23 protein-coding genes are annotated in these 20919 nt (G+C 63.8%); 15 read left to right on the forward strand and 8 right to left on the reverse strand.

Going from position 1 to position 20919, the window contains the following annotated elements:
- Window positions 1-144 precede the first annotated feature (144 nt).
- From CVV68_RS18030 to CVV68_RS18045, 4 genes are read left to right on the forward strand one after another with little or no spacing between them, the layout of a single operon-like run.
- Complete coding sequence (locus tag CVV68_RS18030; protein ID WP_110502391.1) at window positions 145-498, forward strand: PadR family transcriptional regulator; 354 nt, start codon at window positions 145-147, stop codon at window positions 496-498.
- A 2-nt stretch (window positions 499-500) separates the two neighbouring features.
- The gene (locus CVV68_RS18035; protein WP_110502392.1) at window positions 501-869 is read left to right on the forward strand and encodes a DUF1048 domain-containing protein; all 369 of its coding nucleotides are present in this window, start codon (window positions 501-503) and stop codon (window positions 867-869) included.
- The gene (locus tag CVV68_RS18040; protein WP_110502393.1) at window positions 866-1687 is read left to right on the forward strand and encodes an ABC transporter ATP-binding protein; all 822 of its coding nucleotides are present in this window, start codon (window positions 866-868) and stop codon (window positions 1685-1687) included. Before CVV68_RS18035 ends, CVV68_RS18040 begins: the two co-directional genes overlap by 4 nt.
- Window positions 1684-2448 (forward strand): ABC transporter permease, encoded by a 765-nt coding sequence (locus CVV68_RS18045; RefSeq protein ID WP_110502394.1) that lies wholly within the window; start codon window positions 1684-1686, stop codon window positions 2446-2448. Before CVV68_RS18040 ends, CVV68_RS18045 begins: the two co-directional genes overlap by 4 nt.
- Window positions 2449-2846: 398 nt before the next feature.
- On the opposite strand, the gene CVV68_RS18050 is transcribed toward CVV68_RS18045, so the two are convergent.
- The 3 genes from CVV68_RS18050 to CVV68_RS18055 form a co-directional block, all read right to left on the reverse strand.
- Entirely contained in the window at window positions 2847-3440 is a 594-nt protein-coding gene (locus tag CVV68_RS18050) for an alpha/beta hydrolase (RefSeq protein WP_211320895.1), read from the reverse strand.
- Window positions 3441-3446: 6 nt separating this feature from the next.
- Window positions 3447-3587, reverse strand: coding sequence for a hypothetical protein (locus CVV68_RS23975; RefSeq protein ID WP_211320896.1), 141 nt, complete (start codon window positions 3585-3587; stop codon window positions 3447-3449).
- A 338-nt stretch (window positions 3588-3925) separates the two neighbouring features.
- Complete coding sequence (locus CVV68_RS18055) at window positions 3926-4756, reverse strand: MerR family transcriptional regulator (protein ID WP_110502433.1); 831 nt, start codon at window positions 4754-4756, stop codon at window positions 3926-3928.
- Window positions 4757-4984: 228 nt separating this feature from the next.
- Between CVV68_RS18055 and CVV68_RS18060 the strand changes: the two genes are divergently transcribed.
- Window positions 4985-6415 (forward strand): integrase core domain-containing protein, encoded by a 1431-nt coding sequence (locus CVV68_RS18060; RefSeq protein ID WP_110502395.1) that lies wholly within the window; start codon window positions 4985-4987, stop codon window positions 6413-6415.
- A 514-nt stretch (window positions 6416-6929) separates the two neighbouring features.
- Window positions 6930-7061, forward strand: coding sequence for a hypothetical protein (locus CVV68_RS24675; RefSeq protein ID WP_281268303.1), 132 nt, complete (start codon window positions 6930-6932; stop codon window positions 7059-7061).
- Between the two features lie 6 nt (window positions 7062-7067).
- Here the strand turns inward: CVV68_RS24675 and CVV68_RS18070 are convergent, their stop codons facing one another.
- A complete protein-coding gene (locus tag CVV68_RS18070) occupies window positions 7068-7292 on the reverse strand; it encodes a hypothetical protein (protein WP_146238953.1) in 225 nt (74 codons plus the stop codon).
- 84 nt (window positions 7293-7376) lie between these two features.
- Here CVV68_RS18070 and CVV68_RS18075 point away from each other — a divergent pair, with 84 nt between their 5' ends.
- Genes CVV68_RS18075 through CVV68_RS18090 form a run of 4 tightly spaced genes read left to right on the forward strand, consistent with a single transcriptional unit; the run spans window position 7377 to window position 11038 of the window.
- The gene (locus CVV68_RS18075) at window positions 7377-8333 is read left to right on the forward strand and encodes an ABC transporter ATP-binding protein (protein ID WP_110502398.1); all 957 of its coding nucleotides are present in this window, start codon (window positions 7377-7379) and stop codon (window positions 8331-8333) included.
- The gene (locus CVV68_RS18080) at window positions 8330-9160 is read left to right on the forward strand and encodes an ABC transporter permease (RefSeq protein WP_110502399.1); all 831 of its coding nucleotides are present in this window, start codon (window positions 8330-8332) and stop codon (window positions 9158-9160) included. Before CVV68_RS18075 ends, CVV68_RS18080 begins: the two co-directional genes overlap by 4 nt.
- A gap of 55 nt (window positions 9161-9215) precedes the next feature.
- Window positions 9216-10373, forward strand: coding sequence for a sensor histidine kinase (locus CVV68_RS18085; RefSeq protein ID WP_170133242.1), 1158 nt, complete (start codon window positions 9216-9218; stop codon window positions 10371-10373).
- Window positions 10370-11038: a response regulator transcription factor gene (locus CVV68_RS18090; RefSeq protein ID WP_110502401.1), complete on the forward strand. Its 669-nt coding sequence runs from the start codon at window positions 10370-10372 to the stop codon at window positions 11036-11038. Before CVV68_RS18085 ends, CVV68_RS18090 begins: the two co-directional genes overlap by 4 nt.
- 559 nt (window positions 11039-11597) lie before the next feature.
- Here the strand turns inward: CVV68_RS18090 and CVV68_RS18100 are convergent.
- Window positions 11598-12035 carry a VOC family protein gene (locus tag CVV68_RS18100; RefSeq protein ID WP_110502403.1) on the reverse strand — a complete coding sequence of 146 codons (438 nt, stop codon included), beginning with the start codon at window positions 12033-12035 and terminating at the stop codon, window positions 11598-11600.
- A gap of 220 nt (window positions 12036-12255) precedes the next feature.
- Between CVV68_RS18100 and CVV68_RS18105 the strand changes: the two genes are divergently transcribed.
- The 3 genes from CVV68_RS18105 to CVV68_RS18115 are packed head-to-tail and all read left to right on the forward strand — an operon-like array spanning window position 12256 to window position 15112.
- Complete coding sequence (locus CVV68_RS18105; protein ID WP_110502404.1) at window positions 12256-12882, forward strand: DUF3887 domain-containing protein; 627 nt, start codon at window positions 12256-12258, stop codon at window positions 12880-12882.
- On the forward strand, window positions 12879-13817 hold the full coding sequence (locus CVV68_RS18110; RefSeq protein ID WP_110502405.1) for a VC0807 family protein: 939 nt from the start codon (window positions 12879-12881) through the stop codon (window positions 13815-13817). Before CVV68_RS18105 ends, CVV68_RS18110 begins: the two co-directional genes overlap by 4 nt.
- Window positions 13818-13861: 44 nt before the next feature.
- Window positions 13862-15112, forward strand: a complete 1251-nt coding sequence (locus CVV68_RS18115) for a serine hydrolase (RefSeq protein WP_146238954.1) — start codon at window positions 13862-13864, stop codon at window positions 15110-15112.
- Between the two features lie 129 nt (window positions 15113-15241).
- Here CVV68_RS18115 and CVV68_RS18120 read toward each other — a convergent pair whose 3' ends face one another.
- Entirely contained in the window at window positions 15242-16000 is a 759-nt protein-coding gene (locus CVV68_RS18120; protein ID WP_211320897.1) for an SDR family NAD(P)-dependent oxidoreductase, read from the reverse strand.
- Window positions 16001-16746: 746 nt separating this feature from the next.
- Here CVV68_RS18120 and CVV68_RS18125 point away from each other — a divergent pair.
- Window positions 16747-17697, forward strand: a complete 951-nt coding sequence (locus tag CVV68_RS18125; RefSeq protein WP_110502408.1) for an NAD-dependent epimerase/dehydratase family protein — start codon at window positions 16747-16749, stop codon at window positions 17695-17697.
- Between the two features lie 231 nt (window positions 17698-17928).
- Here the strand turns inward: CVV68_RS18125 and CVV68_RS18130 are convergent, their stop codons facing one another.
- Together CVV68_RS18130 and CVV68_RS18135 are read right to left on the reverse strand one after the other, a co-directional pair.
- Complete coding sequence (locus CVV68_RS18130) at window positions 17929-18687, reverse strand: VC0807 family protein (RefSeq protein ID WP_170133243.1); 759 nt, start codon at window positions 18685-18687, stop codon at window positions 17929-17931.
- A gap of 294 nt (window positions 18688-18981) precedes the next feature.
- Complete coding sequence (locus CVV68_RS18135; RefSeq protein ID WP_110502410.1) at window positions 18982-19674, reverse strand: alpha/beta fold hydrolase; 693 nt, start codon at window positions 19672-19674, stop codon at window positions 18982-18984.
- Between the two features lie 1016 nt (window positions 19675-20690).
- On the opposite strand from CVV68_RS18135, the gene CVV68_RS23620 reads away from it, so the two are divergent.
- Entirely contained in the window at window positions 20691-20849 is a 159-nt protein-coding gene (locus CVV68_RS23620) for a hypothetical protein (RefSeq protein WP_170133244.1), read from the forward strand.
- Window positions 20850-20919 lie beyond the last annotated feature (70 nt).

Below are 20919 nucleotides of genomic sequence, written 5' to 3' on the forward strand. Positions count from 1 at the left end.
CTCCAGAACAGTAACTATTCAACCTTGCTATCTAGTGGTAATCCGCGCTACTATCTAGTGGTAATCCGCGTTACTATCTAGTGGTAATCCGCGTTACTATCTAGTGGTAGTCAGCGACACCAAGTAGTTGAGAGAACGGAATCCATGAGCAAGCAGCAGATGACCGAGATGCTCAAGGGCACGCTCGAAGGAATCGTGCTCGAGATCCTGGCCACGCAGCCGGCATACGGGTACGAGATCACGGCGCAGCTGCGCGAGCAGGGCTTCTCCGACATCGTCGAAGGCACCGTCTATGCGTTGCTGGTCAGGATCGAGCAGCGCGGCTTTGTGGACGTGATGAAGGTTCCATCCGAGAAAGGCCCCCCACGCAAGGTCTACTCCCTTAACGCACTCGGCGGCGAGTACCTCGAAGAATTTTGGGCCACCTGGAGCTTCCTGGCAGAACGCATCGAACGGCTTCACCACCACATCGAACACCCTCAGGAAAAAGGACAGTAGCAATGCCAGCAAAGTGGATCGAGACCCTCACGGGATCGCTTGAGCAAAAGAAGCAGTACAAGCAGGAAAAGGCCCGCCTCGAGGCCCTGCCCGAGCCGTACGGGAGTGCCGCGCAGGCCATGCACCGCTACTTCATGTACTACGGGGGCTTCACCGATGGCCGGACCCTCATCAGAATGTTCGGCGACTTGGCTGACTTGTGGGAGCGTGCCGCGGTCGACGGGACGCCCGTGCGCGAGATTGTCGGTGACGACCCGGTCGACTTCGCCGAGACCTTCGCACAGGCCTACGCGGGCACGCACTGGATCGATAAGGAGCGCGCCCGTCTCAACAAGGCCATCGAAGACGCCGAGCGAGAGGAACGGAAGTGAGTACTCAAGCAGCGATCCGTGTGAAGGGCCTGACAAAGTCGTTCAAGGACGTTGACGTGCTTCGGGGCGTCGACTTCGATGTGGAGGCGGGGAGCATCTTCGCGCTGCTGGGCTCGAACGGGGCCGGCAAGACCACGGTCGTGAACATCCTGTCCACGCTGCTCAAAGCGGGTGCAGGGACGGCTGTCGTGAACGGTTTCGATGTCGCTACGCAAGCTGCGCACGTGCGGGAGTCCATCAGCCTCACCGGCCAGTTCGCCGCGGTCGATGAAATCCTCACCGGGCGGGAGAACCTCGTGCTGGTCGCCAGGCTGCGTCATTTGAAGAACCCAGGCGCGATCGCTGATGATCTACTTGCCCGTTTCGCGCTCACCGACGCAGCCAACCGCAGGGGCTCAACCTACTCAGGTGGCATGCGGCGCCGGCTCGACATCGCGATGAGCCTGATCGGGAACCCCCCAATCATCTTCCTTGACGAACCAACGACCGGGCTGGACCCTGAAGGACGCATTGAGGTGTGGCAGACGGTCAAGCAACTCGCCGGTCACGGCACGACGGTGCTGCTCACCACGCAGTACCTCGACGAGGCCGAACAACTCGCCGACCGCATCGCGATCCTGCACAAGGGCACGATCATCCAGAACGGCACCCTCGCCCAACTCAAGCAGCTCCTTCCCGTCGCCACTGTCGAATACGTAGAAAAGCAGCCCTCTCTCGAGGACGTCTTCCTCGCCCTCGTCGGTGACACCGCCACTACCGGCACCACCGCTGAGTACCGCATCGATAGCAGCGTCACGACCCGAAAGGACATCCGATGAGTGCCCACGTCATCGCAGACACCAGCGTGCTCACCGGACGCTCGCTACGCCACATCCTGCGCAGCCCCGACACGATCATCACCACCGTGGTCACCCCCATCGCGCTCATGCTGTTGTTCGTGTATGTCCTCGGTGGCGCGATCCACACCGGATCCAGCCAGTCGTACGTGAACTACCTGCTCCCCGGCATCCTGCTCATCACGATCGCCTCCGGCGTCGCCTACACCGCCTACCGGCTCTTCCTGGACCTGCAAGGCGGCATCTTCGAACGCTTCGCGTCCATGCCCATCGCCAGATCCAGCGTGCTCTGGGCGCACGTGTTCACCTCCTTGGCCGCGAACGTGGTTTCCGTCACGGTTGTCATCGGCGTCGCCCTGATCATGGGCTTCCGCACCGGAGCCTCCTTTTCCGCCTGGCTCGCCGTTGCCGGAATGCTGATCCTGTTCATCCTCGCCCTGACCTGGCTCGCCGTGATCGCCGGACTCTCGGCAAAGACCGTCGACGGCGCCAGCGCATTCAGCTACCCGCTAATCTTCCTGCCGTTTATCAGCTCAGCGTTCGTGCCCACCAGCTCGATGCCCGGCCCCGTCGCCTGGTTCGCCGAAAACCAGCCCGTGACCTCCATCGTGAACACCATCCGGGCACTATTCGCACAACAACCCATCGGCAGTGACATCTGGGTCGCCCTCGGCTGGTTCCTCGGCATCCTCGTCGTCGCCTACACCTTCGCGATCGCCAGCTACCGTCACAAGATCAGCTAACTCTGATCACGCCTCGCGGCAACGGCGCCCCACGCCAAAACGCCGCCTCGCAGCAGGCGCCCGCTGACCACGCGTCGATAGGCTCACGTAAAGCGGACACCTTTTCGGGGCCACACACATGTGATTGTGACCAGATTTCGCTCTGAATAGCTGCTCGCAAGCGGAACGTCTACTGACACGGCCCCGCTGATGTCAGTGCGGACGCCTCGGTTGGGCGAGATGCTGGGTAGGCGGTTCCTTCCTCGAACTTTCGATGGATGTTCGGCGATTCAGTCCAGAGGGACGGAGCTTGTGCGCTTTAGCCCTGACCGCGACGGTCATCAGCAGCCCGTGGACCGTGAACGGTCAGCCGTCGGTGGGACAAGTCGGCGCCAACGCCATAGATGTCGGTCCTGGTGTCACGCGTCCTTGGCCTTCGCCAGCGCTGATTTAGCGTCTCCAAACGCCCACGCAACCATCCGCGGGAACTCGCCTGCCCAAAACGGGTCGCCGTGCTTGCCGACACGCTCCGTCATCACGACGTCCGCGCCTGCATCGCGCAGTGCGTCCGCCCACCGGGTCGCGTTCTCGAGGAAGAACGGCTCCAGTGTGCCGGCGACGAGATAGGTGCGCGGTAGCGGGCTGGGCATCACCGCAGGCGGTCGGTAGCCGGCGCCTGGGGAGGCGGAGAAGACCGCACCGTAGATGTCCGGATGCCGAAGCCCCATGGCCAGTGAGAGCTCTCCACTGGCCGACACGCCGCACACCGCGGTGCGTTCGGCGGGCAGCGCGACGCCGAAGCGCGACCGCACCCATCGGCGGACGTCCTCGACGAAGAACCTCTCGTGTGCCGCGAACCGCTCCTCATCGAACGACGGTGAGTACTCATGGATGCGTACCATCTCATCCTCATCGGCCGTCCGGTAGGCACCGACGATCATCGTGGGCGGTACGTCGGCGGCCTCGAGGTATCCGCCCCACTGCGAGATCAGCTGGCCGTCACCGGCGAACACGACTGCCTAGGGCGGCTCCGTTGGCACGTACACGGTGACCTGCCGTCCACCGTCGTACTCGAAGGTCTCGGTGACGAGCTCTCCCGCTATCGAGTCGGCCCGCGCTGTTTCGGGATCGTTAGCGGCGACGGCTGCTTGGTCATCCATGACTCGCACCTCGATCTTTCAGTGGTTTCAGTAGCGGCGTCGCATCTGTAGGGCGTGAAGCTGAGCAGTTCCTCGGTACCGGCCCCGTCGCCGGGTCGACGAAGGCTGCTCTTGAGGTCGAAGGAGGGCCAGCACGACAGCTGTGGGTGGTTCGGGTGTTGCCACAGGCTGTTCGGGCCGGGCAGGGTTCGAGGGAGGCCACCAGGTCTCGCACCCCGTAGTGCGCAGCCAGGTCGAACTCTTCCAACTTGGCCGATGCCACGCTGACCATTCTTTGCTTCTTCCAAGCGGGAACCCTCACCGGACACGAGCCTGGTGCGTGTCCGGGCAGTGCCTGGTCAAGGGCGGGTGACGGGTTGCTGCAGTTCGGTTACCCAGTTCTCCTGAGGTTCTGGCTCTGAGAGGATGTACAGTTCGCGGCACACCCCAGCCAGTTCATAACCATGATCATCGATCCACGCGTGGAGGGCCTGCCAAGACTCTCCAATGGTTGCCATGGAACCGTAATGAACAGTCGTGGCGGCGAGGGCAACGGCTGGGACATTGGAGAGGGTGAAGCCCTTGCCCGCGGAGACCTCGGCACCGACAGGGAACGCCGCGTATACGCGTGCCCCCTCGCCGTCACCTGATTCGATTGCCTCGTACATCGCGATGGATTGGGATCCCGGCCTGACTCCTGCGGTCGCGAGATCGCGGGCGAGCGGGCCGAACAACGGCCCGATGACCGGAGTGATGTTCTCGGGCCCGAAACCCGGGGCGATGGCGCTTGCCTGGGCGACGATCTCGGCCGGCAGGGGCTTGAGTTCGGTGGTGATGGGGGACATGGGTGGTTCTCCTTTGAGATGACGGAGTCGCGTGTCGATTCGGAGCAGCCGTGCTGCGTCGAGGTCAAGTTGCCGGGCGAGTTCCGTGCGCCGGGCGGTCAAAATCTCGCGAAGGACATCGTCATCGATTTCGCCCTGCACGATCAGCGCTACCTCATCGAGCCGGAATCCAAGGTCCTTGAACGCCAGGATGGCCCCAAGCACAGCGAACTGTTTCCCCTCGTAGGAGCGGTATCCGCTGTGGGAATCCACCATGGCGGGGGGAAGCAGGCCGATCTCGTCGTAGTGTCTGAGCATCCGGACGGACACCCTGCCTATCGACGCGAACTCTCCAATGTTGAACATGATGTCTCTGGCGCATAGCCCCGGATGGTAGCGCTGGTCTGCGTTGTTGGTGTGTAATCTCGCTACATCGTGGACAGTGAATCTCACTTCCTCGTGGACGCCGGGTCTCACTACTTTGTATGTCCTGTCTCATCACTTCGTGGGCACACGATCTCATGACATCGGAGACACGCTGTCTCACCACATCGGAGACACTTTTACCGACGGGTTGGCGGCGATAGTCGTTGAATGACGAACTCTCTTTCACCCCAGACGCGTGCTGCCATCATCAACTTCGATCCCCTGCAGCCTCATGCACTCTCGGTCACGGATTTTTGCCGCTCGATCAAGATTTCCCGCAGCGTTTTCTATAAGATTCGCGGCCGTGCTGTCCATGAATCCACGGCGGCCCTTCACCCCCGCTCCCGTGCACCGAAGACTCCGGCCCGCAAATATGATGCCGGGGTCATTAACGAATTGGTGAAGATCCGCAAGCAACTCAAAGCCGATGGCTGGGACTACGGCCCACGCTCGATCTATTACGAAGCGAGCCAGCAAGAAAAGTTTCCGGGCGGGAAGGTTCCTTCGGTCGCGACGATAGCCCGCCTGCTCTCCAGCGTCGGCCACGTCGACGCAGCCCCTAGGAAACGCCCGAAGTCCTCGTACATCCCGTTCGTGCGCGCCACCGTGATGTCGTTGTGGCAACTGGATGCTTTTGAGTACCGCCTGGCCGGCGGAGAAGTTGTCACCGTGTACCAGCTCCTCGATGACGCTTCGCGCTTCGATGTGGGCACAGTAGCGTACTCCCGTGCCGAGAACAGTGCCGATGCCAAGGACGTGCTCGAACGAGCCATCACCGCTTACGGCCCGCCAAAAGAGGTGCTTTCGGACAACTCATTGGCGTTCAACCAGCTGCGGGCCGGCAGGATCGGTTCCGTTGAAATCTTCCTCGCCTCCAAAGGGACCATGCCGATTAGCGGCCTGCCCGGCAAACCCACCACGCAAGGCAAGAATGAGCGCTCTCACCAAACCCTGCTGCGGTTCCTCGACGCGCATCAGCCCGCCACTCTCGAGCAGCTCCAGGGCCGGATTAGCCGCTTTCGCGATCACTACAACAACCGCCGTCCGCATCAATCCCTGGACCATGCCACACCGCGTACAGCCTGGGATTTACTGGAACATACACCGGCAACGGAGCCGATTCCCCTATCGGTCCTGGAAGCGAAAGCCTCGTACTACACGCAAGTACGCGCACGCCGTCAGGGGGACCTTGACCGGGCAGCACTGACGATCTCCAAGACCGGGGAAATCCTGCCCGATGAAAACGCCCAAGACCGGGCCGCGGACCAGTCAGTCGTAGAGATCACCCGCGCGAACCGGCAAGTCTATTACCAAGGCTTCCACGTCTCCTTGCCCACGCCCTACGCCGACCGCCAGTTCTACCGGACCATCACCGACGACGCCTTCCTGCTCACCGACCCAGCCACAGGTGAGATCGTATTCTCCTTCCCGCTGCCGATGGTTGCGCTGAATGTCCGCGGCCGTTACGTTGCTTCATACTCTGTTCAAGGCGTTCAGGCGGCGTACTCGACAAAACAATGGGATCTCAAACGAGACCACTACGAGGACCAATTTGCCAAACGCCACGAAGAACAACCCGATGTGATGGCCACTCGATAACCACGTACACAGCTACCGGCGCCACAGTGCCGGTAGCTGTGTACAAAGTAGTGAGACCCGGCGTCCACGAGGAAGTGAGATTCACTGTCCACGATGTAGCGAGATTACACACCAACAACGCAGACCAGCGCTACCACCAGAGGCTATGCGCCAGTCTCCGAGGATTCCGTCTCACACTGTGTGAGAGTCAATGGTTCCATTCTCGAACTTCTAGCGGAAGTTCTGAGACACTCCGAAAGCCGAACCTTGGGCGAGATATTTGACCAGCTCCCCAGCCTGAGGGGCGCGATCCGCTCGGCGATGATCCGATCGCAGCTACGAGGCTCTCAACGACATCGCGACAGCTACCGGGCGCTGTGGCATCGACCCTGGCGCCACCTTCCGCTTCCAGTAGATCGACTATCCGAAGGACGAGTGTCTCGTGTACCTGGCACTGTATAGCGCGTTCCAGGCGCGGCTGATAGCGAAGCGCCTCCGTATCCCATTCCACCTCTCGGCGGAGGTGATCGCCGGAATGAACAAACAAGTCGTGCTCCACTCGGGGGACTGCCGTGGCTTCGACGTGATCCAGTCCACGATTGAACCACCGGCCGACGCCGACGACGAGACGCGGTTGCTCCGCACCGTCAGGTTCTGGGTTCTCTGAGCGCGACTACAATACGGGCCCGCCATACCCCGGTGCTGACCTTCGTACAACTGTGGGGACTTCCTGGCCCCCCTGCAGGGCAGTTGCGCCGTCGGTCACCACTGTGTCGTAGCTGCCCGTTTCCATGGGCTCAAGCATGTCCGGGGTGTCGTCGTCGTCGCGATAGCACCGGTGCCGGGTGAGGCCGTGATCAGCGGCCGGGACCCGGATGATCCCCGGGACGTAGTCCACGGCCCGCCGCATGGTCCCAAGGGCGTAGTGGGTTTGTCTGTTGGGCCGACGCGGCAGTCCGAGTCAGGCACGCACACTGAAGCCATGAACAAAACAACCAGTCACACCCGAACACGAACGGGACGCCACGAGGGCCCGGACACGCAGCAGCAACCGGCCGTGTCCCTCGGAGGCGTAGATAAGAACTACGGCCCCGTGGCGGCCGTCCGGGAGCTGAACCTTCAGATCGACCGCGGCGAAACGGTGGCGCTGCTGGGTCCCAACGGCGCCGGGAAGTCCACTACCGTCGCCGTCATGCTCGGCCTGACGGCACCCGACGCCGGACACGTCGCCATTTGCGGCACGGCGCCGCGGGCGGCCGTGCTGCGGGGCCGGATTGCAGCCATGCTCCAAGACGCCGGCTTCATGCCCGGCGTCACCGTGTCCGAACTGCTCACCCTGGGCAGCCGCCTGTACCCCCACCCGTTGGGCGTGGGCGAGACGCTGGAACTGGCCCAGCTCTCTACCCTGGCCAGGCGGCGCGTCAACCGGCTCTCCGGCGGCCAGTCGCAGCGGCTCCGCTTCGCACTGGCGGCCGTCGCCAACCCGGAGGTCCTGGTCCTGGACGAGCCCACCACGGCCCTGGACGTCACCGGCCGCGCCGAGTTCTGGCAAGCCATGCGCGCCTACTCCAGCACCGGACGGACGCTGCTCTTTGCCACGCACTACCTCGAAGAGGTCAGCGAGAACGCCGGACGGGCCGTTGTCATGATGGGTGGTTCCGTCATCGCCGATGGCACACCGGAGGCCATCCGCCGACTGGCTGGACTGAGTACCATCCGCTTCTCACTGGATCCCGACGCGGGCGCGCGTCGGCAGCTGGAGGCACTTCCCGGCGCCTGCGACGTGGAGCTTTCGGGCAACCGGGCCAGCGTGCGCACGGGCGACCCCGACACCACCATCAGGGCTCTCGTCGCCAGCACCATCGCATGGCGCAACCTGGAAGTCGCCGCGCCCACCCTTGACGACTCATTCCGCATCCTCACCAAGGACCCATCATGAGCACCCACTTTCTTCGCCTGGAAATCATCCGCATGCTCCGCGACCCCAAGTACCTGGCCCTGGCCGTGCTGGCACCGATCGGCTTTTACCTGCTGTTCGCCACCCTGTTCGGCGGCGGCCCCGTGCAGCCAGGGCAGCTGAAGGGCACGGTGGAGATCATGGTGGCCATGGCCGCCTACGGTGCCATCTGGGCCGTGCTGTCCACGACGGCGCCGCGCATCGCGGAGGAACGCCAGATCGGCTGGCTGCAACAGCTGCACGCGATGCCCCTCCCCACCTCGCAGGTCCTCTTCGCCAAGGTGGCGGCCAGCGTCGCTACGGCACTGCCGGCCATTGTATTGGTGTGCACGACGGCGGCACTGCTCAAGGGTGTCGCCCTCACCCCCGGCCAGTGGCTGGCATTGACTGGGGCCATGTGGGCGGGAAGTTCCGTGTTCGCGGCGCTCGGGATTGCCATCGGCTACGCCCTCGGCGCGGACAGCGCCTACCCCGTAAGCTATGGGCTGTACATGGCAATGTCCGCCATGGGCGGGCTGTGGGTGCCCCCGGCGATCCTGCCATCCGGCATGGCAAGCTTTGCCCACGCCCTCCCCACCTACCAGCTGGCCAGCCTGGGCTGGAGGATAGCGGCCGGGCAGCGGCCGACCCTCTCCAGCATTGCGGTACTGGCTGCGTGGGGCTTGGGGCTGTCTGGGGTAGCCGTCCTCGCCTACCGCCGCCCGGGCATGCCGGTCCGACGCCGCCGTCGTCCGGCCCTGTCCACAACGACACTGTCGACAACGGCGCCGTCCACGACGGCGCCGTCCACGACGGTGCCGGATGCCTGACGTGGTGACCGGCAAAGCCCCGCGACGCGGCCACCGGTGGGGCTATGCTGGCGACATGGCAGACGGGGAGGCCTCAATCAGGAGTCGGGCGGACGATGCCCGGATCGACTTCGTGCTGGCCGGGATCGTTGCCGTCGTCGTCATTTTCGGCACCTGGGTGGAACTGACGTACAGCCAGGATCCCGTTCCGCCCGCTGTGGGGGCTTACGCCATCGCCATTGCGGCCTCGGCCGTGCTCGTTTTTCGTCGCCGCGCACCGGTGCTGGTCTCCGTCGCCACCCTGGTGCTGGTCTACGGCTACCACCTGGTGGGCTATCCCGGGGAGGCTCCCGGCATCGTGTTTTTCGTGGCGTTTTACTCCGTGACCGCCCACGGCCGCGGGCTGCGCACCATCGCCACCGGCCTGGCACTGGTAGTCGCCGCGGAATTCCTCTCCGTCATCCCACCCAACCCGGTGCCCTGGTACTCACCGGCCGTTATAGCACCGGCCGCATCCATGGGCGGCGCCGTGCTCATTGGCGCCGTCGTCCGGCAGCGGCGCCTGGAGGCAGAATCGCGGACCGCGCAGGCGGCGCACGATAGGGAGAGCGCGTTGCGCGAGCACATGGCGGCCGAGCGTCTGCTGATCGCCCGCGACCTCCATGACGTGCTCGCCCACACGCTCTCCGTCATTGCCGTCCAGGCCGGGGTAGCTCTCGATGCCCTCGACGACGACCCCGAACAGGCCCGCAAGTCCATCCAAGCTGTCCGCACCGCGGCCCGCGACGTGCTGCCCGGGCTCCACGAGACCCTGCGCGCCCTCCGCGGCGAATCGACAAGCTCCCCGGCACCGCAACCGGGCTTGGCCCAGCTGGCCGGGATTGCGGAGAAGGCCCGGGCCAGCGGGCTGAATGTTCGGCTCGAGCTGCCCCCGGAACACGCCGGACTGTCCGCGTTTTTAGAGCTGACGGCCTACTGGATCGTTACCGAGGCGCTCTCGAACGTGATGGCGCACTCGGACGCGGCCAACGTCACCGCCGCCGTCACGGTCCAGGGTCCGGACCTGCACATCCTCGTGGCGGACGACGGCCGCCCCGTATCCCCCGGCACCGGCGGCTTCGGCCTCGCCGGCATGCAGGAGCGCGCCCAACTGGCCGGCGGTACCGTCCAGGCGGGCACCACGGCCGCCGGTGGCTATTGCGTCGAAGCCCGCCTGCCGCTGGGGGAACCGTGAGCATCCGCGTCGTCCTGGCCGACGACCAGGCCCTGATCCGGGAGGGGTTCCGCGCCATCCTGGCACGCGGCGGTGACGTGGAGGTGGTCGGAGAGGCCGCCGACGGCCGGGCCGCCGTCGAACTCGTCCGCCGCACCCGCCCCGATGTGGTCCTGATGGACATCCGAATGCCGGTCCTGGACGGGCTGGCCGCCACGGCACAGATCTGTACCGACCCGAAGCTCTCGGGCAGCCGCGTCATCATCGTCACCACCTACGAACTTGACGACTACGTCTTTGCCGCACTGCGTGCCGGGGCCAGCGGATTCCTGCTCAAGGACCTGGAACCGGAGGAGCTGCGCCGTGCCGTCGCCACCGTGGCCGCCGGCGATGCCCTGCTGGCGCCGAGCGTCACACGACGGCTCATTGCCAAGTTTGCCTCAGTTCCCGGGCGCGACCCGATACTGAGGGAGCGGCTGGGCTCGCTCACGGACAGGGAGCGGGAGGTGACGGCGCTTGCCGCGAAGGGGCTCGGCAACGCCGAGATCGCCACGCGTCTGGGCATCAGCCCGACAACGGCGAAAACCCATGTCTCGCGCGCCATGTCCAAGGTCGGTGCCCGCGACCGCGCCCAGCTGGTCGTCTTCGCCTACGAATCCGGCGTCGCATCCGCCCCGGGCCCATGAAACGGGTCCACGCCCCCACCAGCCCATTCCTCCATCCCCTCAGCCTCGAGGCAGACGATGGGGTGTCGAATCGGACTGTCCGGACAGAGTCCCCCGACATGACACGTTCTCCCCTCGGCGAATCCGGCGGCCCGTGGCAAGGGAATCCGGGGCCGTGCCAGCCTATTCTGTGGTGTTTTGCTGCTAAGGACCGTTATTCACGTGGCCTGTATTTGTGCGGTGTCCGGGCACCGCGGCGGAACAATGCTCTGGCAGGGCTTGTATCTGCTCGGCCATGCTCCCATCACCGACGCTGTGGCGGGCGGCAGCACGAGGTGGCTCCTTGCCACCGCCGGCCTTCTCGCCCCGGTCAATTTGTTTGCCGCCGGTGCCCGAAGTTTCCGAGCTAAACCTGGGCGCACCAACCAAAGCGCCACCTTCAGGTAGCGGGTTGATCAGCAGGCGCTATTTCGCGCCGTCGTGAAAGCGCACTTGGGACTATCCTTCAACCCCATCGGCGCACGTCGGGGGAACCCTTTCCTGGCATCCTGTCGCTTACGCCACGTGCGTAGCGTGGAGGTCAGGACCCGTGTGGCGGCGGGGTGGGTGGCCAGGACTTCCGTTCCGGTTCTTCCGGACCCATGATCCCAACACTGTCGCCGTCGGGATCATCGATGATCGCGTAGCGGGAACCCCGGAAAGCGTCATCGGGCTGTTGATGGCCCTCGTGTCCTGCGCCGGTCAACTCCGCATAGATCCGGTCTACGGCCTCGGGCGTGGTCACGGAGAACCCAATCACCGCACTGCCCCCGGTGCTACCTGCCCAACCTGAGTCCCAGTGCGGCACGAACTCGACGCTGTCCCACTCGAGGAGCATGCCGTTGGGGAGCCGGCTGGAGGCATGCACTGCTCCCGGCCCTGCGTCTATTGTCAGGCCAAGGTGACGATAGAAGGCCACGGCGGCGTCCATGTCCCGAACCACCAAATTTATTTGGCCCAAGACGGGCTCGTACGTCATCACACCGCATCCTCTCCGTGACCACAGCGTATGCACGGGCAGGCACAATGGGAACACCGCGCCACCGTCCTGATCGGATCAGAAATCGGGTAACGCTGCAGCTATTCCTTGACCAATACTGCGCGAGTAGTCAGCCATTGGGATCGGATTGATGTCAGTGCGTAAAGACAGCCTTGACACACGAGTGCGTAAAGGATACGTTTACAAGTGTGGCGTGGTGATGAGAAGGCAAGCGGAACGCGACGTGATGGGCGCGATGTTGGTTTCGAACGCCCACGCGGCGGCCGAGGTCTTGCATCAGAGTGATGGTGCCGATGACAGCTCAGTCATGGAGGCCATCGCGGCCACCCGGAGCCTTAACCTCATCGTGGAGGACACGCTGCGGGCACTGGTCGCCCAAGCCCGCAGCGAAGGACACACCTGGGCGGAGATCGGTGGACTGCTGCGGATAACCCGACAGGCCGCATTTCAGCGTTTCGGCTCGGAAACGATCGACCCGCCAGACGCGGATGAGCTCCCGTTGGACGGGGCGGTGGAGCTGACGGTCCAGTTGGCCGATGACCTCCTGGCCGGTCGCTGGGAGGTCGTGGAGAAGGTTCTGACGGCCAGGATGGCCGAGATCCTCTCTCGTGAACTGCTGCAGTCCACCCGGACCCGCATCAATGCGCGGTGGGGATCTCTGGTTCGCACCGGGGTAGCGGCGGTAAGCGTGCGAGATGGCCTGACCGTGGTCGAACTGCCCCTGACCTTCGAGCACCTGGATGCGTCGTGTCGGGCCGTCTACACCAGCACGGGCCAGGTCGCGGGGCTGTTGTGGCGCCCAGTCGAAACTGGCGAGGACCGATGACGGCTTCTGAGCTTCAGGCACCGTTCATCGTGTCCCTCGTGGCGCTCATCCTGCTCATGCGGGTCCGCACCAGGCACCCGCCGCGCTGGCTGCAACACCACCGCCTGGCACAGGTCTACTCGTCCAGCCCGCGCTCGAGACGGCGGCTCCTGGCACCAGCGGCCAAGGCCGTTGCAACCGCGGTGGTCGTGGGTGTGCTGCCGTGGCCTGTGTACCTGATCGCCCGACCCCACGTCCATACCTCCGCCGAGGCGTTGCTTATCGCCACCGGCATCCCGCTGCTCTGGGCGCTGACCCGATGCGTCCGGCGCCGTCGCCTCGACGCGGCCGCCGTGATCGTCATCGCCGCCTATGCCGCCGCGGTCGGTCTGTCACTGCTGTTCGGAAACGCCGTTCTACCGCTGAAACTTCGAGACGTCGCCGCCCTCGCCGTCATCGCGCTGTCCTGCCTGATCTCCGCCGCGATTGGTCGCCCACTGCTGCTCGCAGGCCTGCAGATCATCGCCGGCGACGCCGACAGCGACCACGCCGGCGCACTCAAACAACGACTTGCCGACCCCGCGACCAGGCGCGACCTGGGCGCAGCCACAGCCCTGGCCGGGGCCCTGTTCCTCCTCGCCGCCGCCGCCGAGACACTCCTCGCCCTGACCGTCTCGACCCCCACGTTCCTCGCCATCGCCGGCCCCCTCGGCGGGATTATCCCGCTGGCCGTCATCATCGCCGCCATCGCGCTGCTCCGACACCGAGCCCGACAACGCCCCCAGCACCGGCCACAGCCCGGTACGGACGCCAGCCAAGAACGTCACCCACCGCGCAGCAGTGGCCCCGAGTCATTTCCCGATTCACCCATGCGCGGGTCGGCAACTGACCCGGCGCCCATTAACCCCGACAAACCGCGTCACCCATCAACCCCGACGAACCCCGCCGCCGAGTGAGCACCGCGTCCCCGACACCCGCGTCCCCGTCGGCCGAGTCTGGCGTGCCGGCGACACCGGCCGGAAAACAGCTGGCATGGCTGCTGGACGCGAGCCGGGCGCTGCCGATTGACCCCGCCACCGTCAAGGGGCACTTCGACGCCGCGTTCTTGGCCCAGGTACGACCCACGAAGATCAACCAGATCCTGACGGCGGTGACCCCGCCAGGCGGCCTCGAGGTGACCTCGATCGTCCCCGGGTCTAGACCATCGCACCTGGTCGCGGTGGTGGAAAGCGGAGAAGGGAAGTTGCAGTTGAGCCTGGCGACCCAGCCCGAGGGGAAGATCGAGGGGTTGCTCATCACACCGGCCAGCACACCGAACCCCGCCCGCACCTCCTGGAGCGAACTCGACGAACGCCTGACCGCGGTGGCACCCAAGGTCGGGATGGTCATCGCCGAGGTGGGCGCCTACGGCGCGTGCACCACAATCCACGCGGTGCACGCCACGCGGGCGGCCCCTCTGGCCTCCATGTTCAAACTGTATGTCCTGGGCGCGGTCGCCCAGCAGATCGAATCCGGAACGTTGCGCTGGAACCAGCAGCTGACCATCACCAGCCAAATCAAGAGCCTGCCCACTGGGGTGTTGCAGAATCGGCCCGACGGGAGCACAGTCACCGTCCAGGACGCCGCCACGAAGATGGTCTCGATCAGCGACAACACCGCTGCGGATCTCCTGGCGGCAACGGTCGGCCGTGGGGCAATCGAGTCGATGCAACACACCCTGGGCTCGGCCAACTCGGCCCGGAACGTGCCCTTCCTACGCACCAGGGAACTGTCCATCCTCAAGGGCACGGACTACCCGAAATACCGCAACGCCTACCTGGCCCTCAGCCCCACGGCGCGACTGGCATATTTAAACCACACCATCGACCGCATCCCGCTCAACACGGTCAATAGTTGGCAGCAACCCCGCGACATCACCACCCTGGAGTGGTACGCCTCCCCCCAGGATGTGTGCCGGGCCCTGGCCGGGCTGGACCAGATGGCCCGCACACCGGCACTCAACCCCCTCACCGCAATAATGTCGGCCAATGACGGCGGCCTGCACCTGAACACCCGGGACTGGTCCGGGATGTGGTTCAAAGCCGGCTCCGAACCCGGAGTGCTCACCCTCGGCTGGCTCGCACGCAGCACCACCGGGCGCACCTACGCCACCGTACTGATGACCGCGAACCCCGACAAACCCCTCAACGAGGCCACCGCCCCGGAACTCCTCGCCCTCGCCCGCGGCGCCTTCAGCCTCGCCACCGGCTGACCAGTGATGGCCAGCCGCCACTAATCAGTGACCATGCCTGAGGGCACACCGTCGGATCCTCACACAGTAGGCGGCAATCAAGGGCAACGGACGCGATTGCGGTTGGCCGGAGACGGTGAGCTGGACTGTTTAGTTCAGCACGGCTCCGCCGGCGATGTCGAGAATGATGCCGGTCACCCATTGTGCCTGGTCACTTGCCAGGTACACGGCGGCCAGTGCGACATCATGGGGGGTGCCGAGTCGTCGAAGCGGATGGGTTTGCGCGAGACGTTCCTGCGCATCGGCGGGGATCAAGCACTGGTTACGCTCGGTCAGGATTGTTTCGGGGGCGATGCAGTTCACACGCACACCCGAGGGCCCCGCCTCCGCCGCCAACCATTTGGTCAGCACTTCAATACCAGCCTTCGCCGCCGCATACGCCACCGGGGACTGTGGTGTCGGGCGGCGAGAGGCCGCCGAGGACATCGTCACGATCGACCCACGACCACGTTCCTTCATCCCGGGCAGAATCGCAGCAATCGTCACAAACGTCGCAGTGAGGATCGCATCGACCGCGGCTCTCCATTGATCCAGACCCATAAACTCGAGCGGGCCCGGGCGCACAGGGTTCCCTCCTGCGTTAGCCACCAGTATGTCCAGCGGACCCAAGCCGGCCTCGATCTCCGTGTTGATCCGATCGACATCTACAGGGGAGGTTACCTCGCCAAGCACCATCATGGCGCGCCCGCCGGCCGCGACGATGCGATCCCGGACCGCTGCCGTTGCCGCCTCATCACGACCATGCACCGCAACCGCGGCGCCTTCAGCCGCGAACTCCATAGCGATCGCGGACCTGATTCCCCTCGAACTTCCAGTCACCAAGACAACCCGTCCAGCCAGCACGCCCATGAACATTCCTATCCCAGAACCCCAAACCCATGGTCCCAGCAAGGGGAGGAAATAAGAACCCCGCGTCGGTATAACTGCGCCCCATCGGCGCGAACACCTGCCACCGCGAAACCACACCCCACTCACTTCGGCGCGCTACGACCCAACCGCCCCACACCCGCGAAGGCCCTGTAGCCTTCGGACCGCCGACGGGAACAGGCGGCACCGCCCCGCACTCAAGCGCCCATCACCACCGGGACGATCAACGGAGGGTAATTCAACGTTCGCCTTAAGGCTGATTCGAGGTACCAATCGACATTGCGGGGCGCCCGTAGGGGGAACGATCACCGGACGGTATTTCACCGCGTCAGGACCTCGGCAAGGCCATTAGTCCGTCTGGCCCACTCGCCCGCCTGCGAACCCGGACCACCAACGTGTCGGGCTGGGCGGCGAGTTGGGGACGGGCTGCGAGTGGGGTGGGGTCGGGATGCTGGGGGATGAAATCAGGCTGTGTCGTCGTCGAGTGGTGGATGAGTGGTGGTTGCCAGTTCTGTTAGGGGTTGGGGATAAGTGAAATATTCGACGCCAAGATTTTGCCGGGCGGTGTGGTGGCCGCTGTAGTTCCGTAGCGGGTTGAGTGGTTCCCGTCTCTGGTCTGGAGGTGGGGCTGTCGGCAGTGGGATTGTTGCGTCAAGCAGTTCTGGACGGTCGCCCCGCGTGAAGGGTAGTGTCGAAGGAAATATGCCTGCGCGCTGCCGAGGTGGACGATGAAAAAACGTGTCTTTGTTGCCGGTGCCTCTGGCGCGATCGGGCGACGGCTACTCCCGCTCTTGGTTGCGGCGGGCTTCGAAGTTACGGGAACAACAACTACTCCCGCCAAGATCGCCACCATCGAAGCAGCCGGCGCGCGGGGAATCGTGCTGGACGGCCTGGACCTGGCATCGGTTGGCCGGGCGGTTTCGGAAGCGCACCCCGACGTGGTCATTCATGAACTCACCTCGCTTGCGGCCATGGGTGGAAATCCTAGAAAGTTTGGCCAGGATTTCGCTACCACCAACAGGCTCCGCACGGAGGGCACAGACCATCTGCTGGCCGCTGCCGTAGCTGCCGGGGCACAGCGCTTCATCGCTCAGAGCTACACCGGCTGGCCAAATGAACCCACAGGGAGCCTTATCAAGGTCGAGACAGACCCGCTTGATCCCACTCCGGCGGCGGCGTCGCTCAAGACGGTTGAGGCGATCCGTTACCTGGAAAATGCAGTAACCCACACGGCCGGCATTGACGGAATGGCACTGCGGTACGGCAGCCTGTACGGACCCGGGACCGGACTTGGAAAAGGGGGCGGTCTCCTGGAGATGGTGGCCGGACGCCGGTTTCCGCTCGTGGCCGGTGGAGCGGGTGTGTGGTCGTTCTGCGACGTCGACGACGCAGCCGCTGCTACCGTGGCGGCCGTCACGCATGGGAAGCCGGGCATCTACAACATTGTCGATGACCAACCGGCTCCGGTGTCGCGGTGGCTGCCGTACCTGGCAGAGTCAATCGGTGCGAAACCCCCGATGCGGCTGCCGGCATGGATCGCCGGGCCGCTGGTGGGCGACATGGGAATGTCAATGATAACCCGGATCAGGGGATCATCCAATGCCAAGGCCAGAGAAGAATTGGCGTGGCAACCGTCCTATTCGAGTTGGCGGCAGGGCTTCGAATCCGGGCTGGAGTGAACCGTCCACGCCGGCGTGGATCTACGCCGATCTTTCACGTTCCCGAAACACCACCGCCACCCCGCAAAACCGCGCGGGCAGACTGGGTTGATTTGTTAATTTGTTGAATGACCGATGCCAGGCCTGAACCGTATCCGGAACGGCCTACGGACACTCAGGGTTTGTCGTTTCGGCATACGCGTGTCTATCGGGTGGCATTCCAGACGAGCCCGCGGGAACTCTCGGGGGCGTTCACTTGGAGCTATTCCCCTGATCACCTGCGGCGTCTGCGGCTTCCTGCCGACCGATGCGTTGGCCGTGGCGGGCGATGATCACCGTCAGGCCGATCGCCACCACGAAAGCGGTGATCGGCAGGATCTGGTTCCAGTTGTAGGCCGTTGAGAAGGTCGTGGAGGCAATGATCAGGGCCGTGGCGCCGGTCTGGAGGAGGTAGATCACGGTCCAGATGATGCTGATCTGGTACATGCCGTGGCGAAAGGCCGGGTAGGCGACCCACATTTTGTCGAACGCGGACATACCTTCACGGGTCCCGTCCGTACCGTAACGCTGAGCGAAATAGAACACCACCGGGCGAGGCATCAGCACACAGGACAGACCGAACACCAAGCCGACCAGCGCGGTGATGGCGCAGTCCTTGTACAGCAACACTTTCGGATCCGTTCTGCCTACCACCAGCGCCACCACGGCCGACAGTGCAACGAACGCGAACATTGCTGCTGAGGCGCCGCTGAACTTCCTCGAGCGCACCCAGACGACCAACGCTCCCAACAGCGGGGCGATGCTACCGGCCAGGTATGCCGCAACGTCATTTCCGCTGATGCCCTTGGCGAGGTGGAAGAGTCCGATGCCCCCGCCGACCTCCAGCACCGTGACAGCGATGTTAAATACCACGCCTTTCTTCGCCGGGTGTTCCCTCAACGCCCGTGCGATCCCCTCATGATCTGCCTGCTCCACTGGTACACCTCTGTTTCGTCTGTCTTCATACTCCACCGTCGGACGGCTTCCTTGACAGAGTCTCTGTCACAGTTCCGAACTGACAATTCTCACGGGAGACTCGAGACGCGCATCGAGGGCCTTGTCAGATATCGTCAGGCAATACGTGGGTTAATGACGACCATCCAGCTACAAGGTAAATCGTCCACATGCGACCGTCCCTTTCGCCGAACGCTTTACGGGCGCTCGGTTAAGTTGAGCGCGCGTTGTGCCGAGCCATCCTCTCCAGTGTGACCAGTTGGTACTCAAAGAATGGGCCGGCATTCCGCACCAGATATTCGAAGGGCCGTGTTAGCGCAGCGCGTTGACAATCGCCCGAGCCAACTCCAACGGCTTGGAGAACTGTGGCCAGTGTCCTGAGTTGAGCTTAACGACCTCGACATCGGCGATTGCCTCGAATTCCTCGCCGAACCGACCTCCGTGTGCCATTCCCGCCCGGTACGCGTCTTCGTCCATCCAGCTCGAGAGGATCGTGACCGGCACGCCGTATCGCAGGTCGTTGTGCAACTCCAGCTCCTCCACCGGAACCTGCTCGGGCACCGACCTTGCCCGTTCAGCCCACTGGGCACGTACAGTTTCGTTGAGATCGGCGACGTCGTCACTATCGAAGTAATCCCACCCCGGAAAGGGGATTACACCGTCGACCACGTTGAACTTGGAGATCCCGCTCCCGTTCGGGGGTGGTGCCGTGTCCACGAACACGACCCGGGCTATTCGGTCGGGTCTCGCATCAACGGCACCCCAGGCGACGTTTCCGCCTGCGCTGTGGCCGACGATGGCGACCGGCCCATCGAGGCGATCGACCTCGGCCACCACCGCGGAGACCCAGTCGGCGATGCCGATGGACGACGACTCGGCCGCCGGCTCACCAGTGCCGGGCATCGTCAATGGATGCGCAATGTGCCCCGCACGTTCGAGGGCGGGAAGGATCGCGTCCCACGAGGACGCCTCGAGCCAGAGTCCGGGAATAAGAATGACGTCCATGACGGCATCGTACTCCGCGCAACTGACGTGGCACTATACGTTCCTCGGGCATACCCGTAAGGCTGACATCCAGCGCGGTTAGTTGCGCGACCTGCAGATTTGGCGTCCTTGAAGCGCGTCCCGTATAGGCATTTGCAATTGTCCCGCAAGCCGGTACTTCCTCGGACAAATAGGGTGCTGACCTGCGGTTCTTGAGTTGTGGGCTCTGGGAGTTTCCGTACGACCCGTTCGTTGATTCCCCGGGTGGTGGGACGCTGAACGGGGCATGCAAAAACCAGGACCAACCCTCTTTGTCGCGTACCGAATGAAAACACTGGTCCACTTCATGCGTTCCATCTTGAGGCGGGTAGGGAACTGAGAGCCGTTGACCCCCGCGGCCGGGTTGCCAAGGTTGTTGCGAGTCCAGATACGCCCGGGACAGTTGAGCCACGCCAGCTGGCATGGCCTACCGTCGGAATCGATGCAGCCAGAGCTGTCTAGGTCGGGTGGGTCATTAGACGTCGTGCAGCAGATGGCAAGTCCAAGTATGTGCCGAAGTCATTTAGTACAAAGAGCAGGACGATCGTAGGCTTCACCGTTATCCGCCAGAGCGTCAAGGTACCCGGATGGGTGAAAACCTAGTATTCTCGCGCTTTTCAAGTGCGTGCCTTGGAAAAGGGGGGCCGTTCAGCTGAAAAAGGGGAGCTGCAGCGCGAGGAAAATTAGCTGAATTGGAGGAGTAAAAGGGGAGTGGGGGCGGGTTTGGCCTCGAAAATCACTGACCTGCGGGATATAACCGCAGGTCAGGACCATGTTGGTGCCCCGGACTGGAATCGAACCAGTGACCAAGAGAATCTCACCATCTGGATGCTAAGGCGTGTCGCTGTCTATCAATAGTCGTGTATTCTCGGGAACTTTCGCTGTTGTAGGTGCCTACGACATGTCAACGACTGCCGTAGTTTTCGGTTGAAATAGATGAGTAAAAGATGGGTGACTCTTGGTGAGTACCGACGTCATCGCGGATTAGGCTGCCAGCCTTGTCGAAAGCAGCTTCATCTGTGATCCTCTTCGGCGCAGTGCAGGTTACTGTCCGTGATGACCAGTTTACGCTCGGGCAGGGGGTGGTGGGTCGTCTCGAGATCGAGACGCTGCCAATGATGGCAGGGGATGGAATTTCGGGCATTGTGATTTTTTAGGTCTGAACGACGGTCAACTCATAGCTGGATGTGATGGTTTCCATGTCCCGCAGGGCAACCTTGCGGGACA

It is taken from the genome of Arthrobacter livingstonensis, from assembly GCF_003219815.1.
In the GTDB taxonomy this organism is placed as follows: domain Bacteria; phylum Actinomycetota; class Actinomycetes; order Actinomycetales; family Micrococcaceae; genus Specibacter; species Specibacter livingstonensis.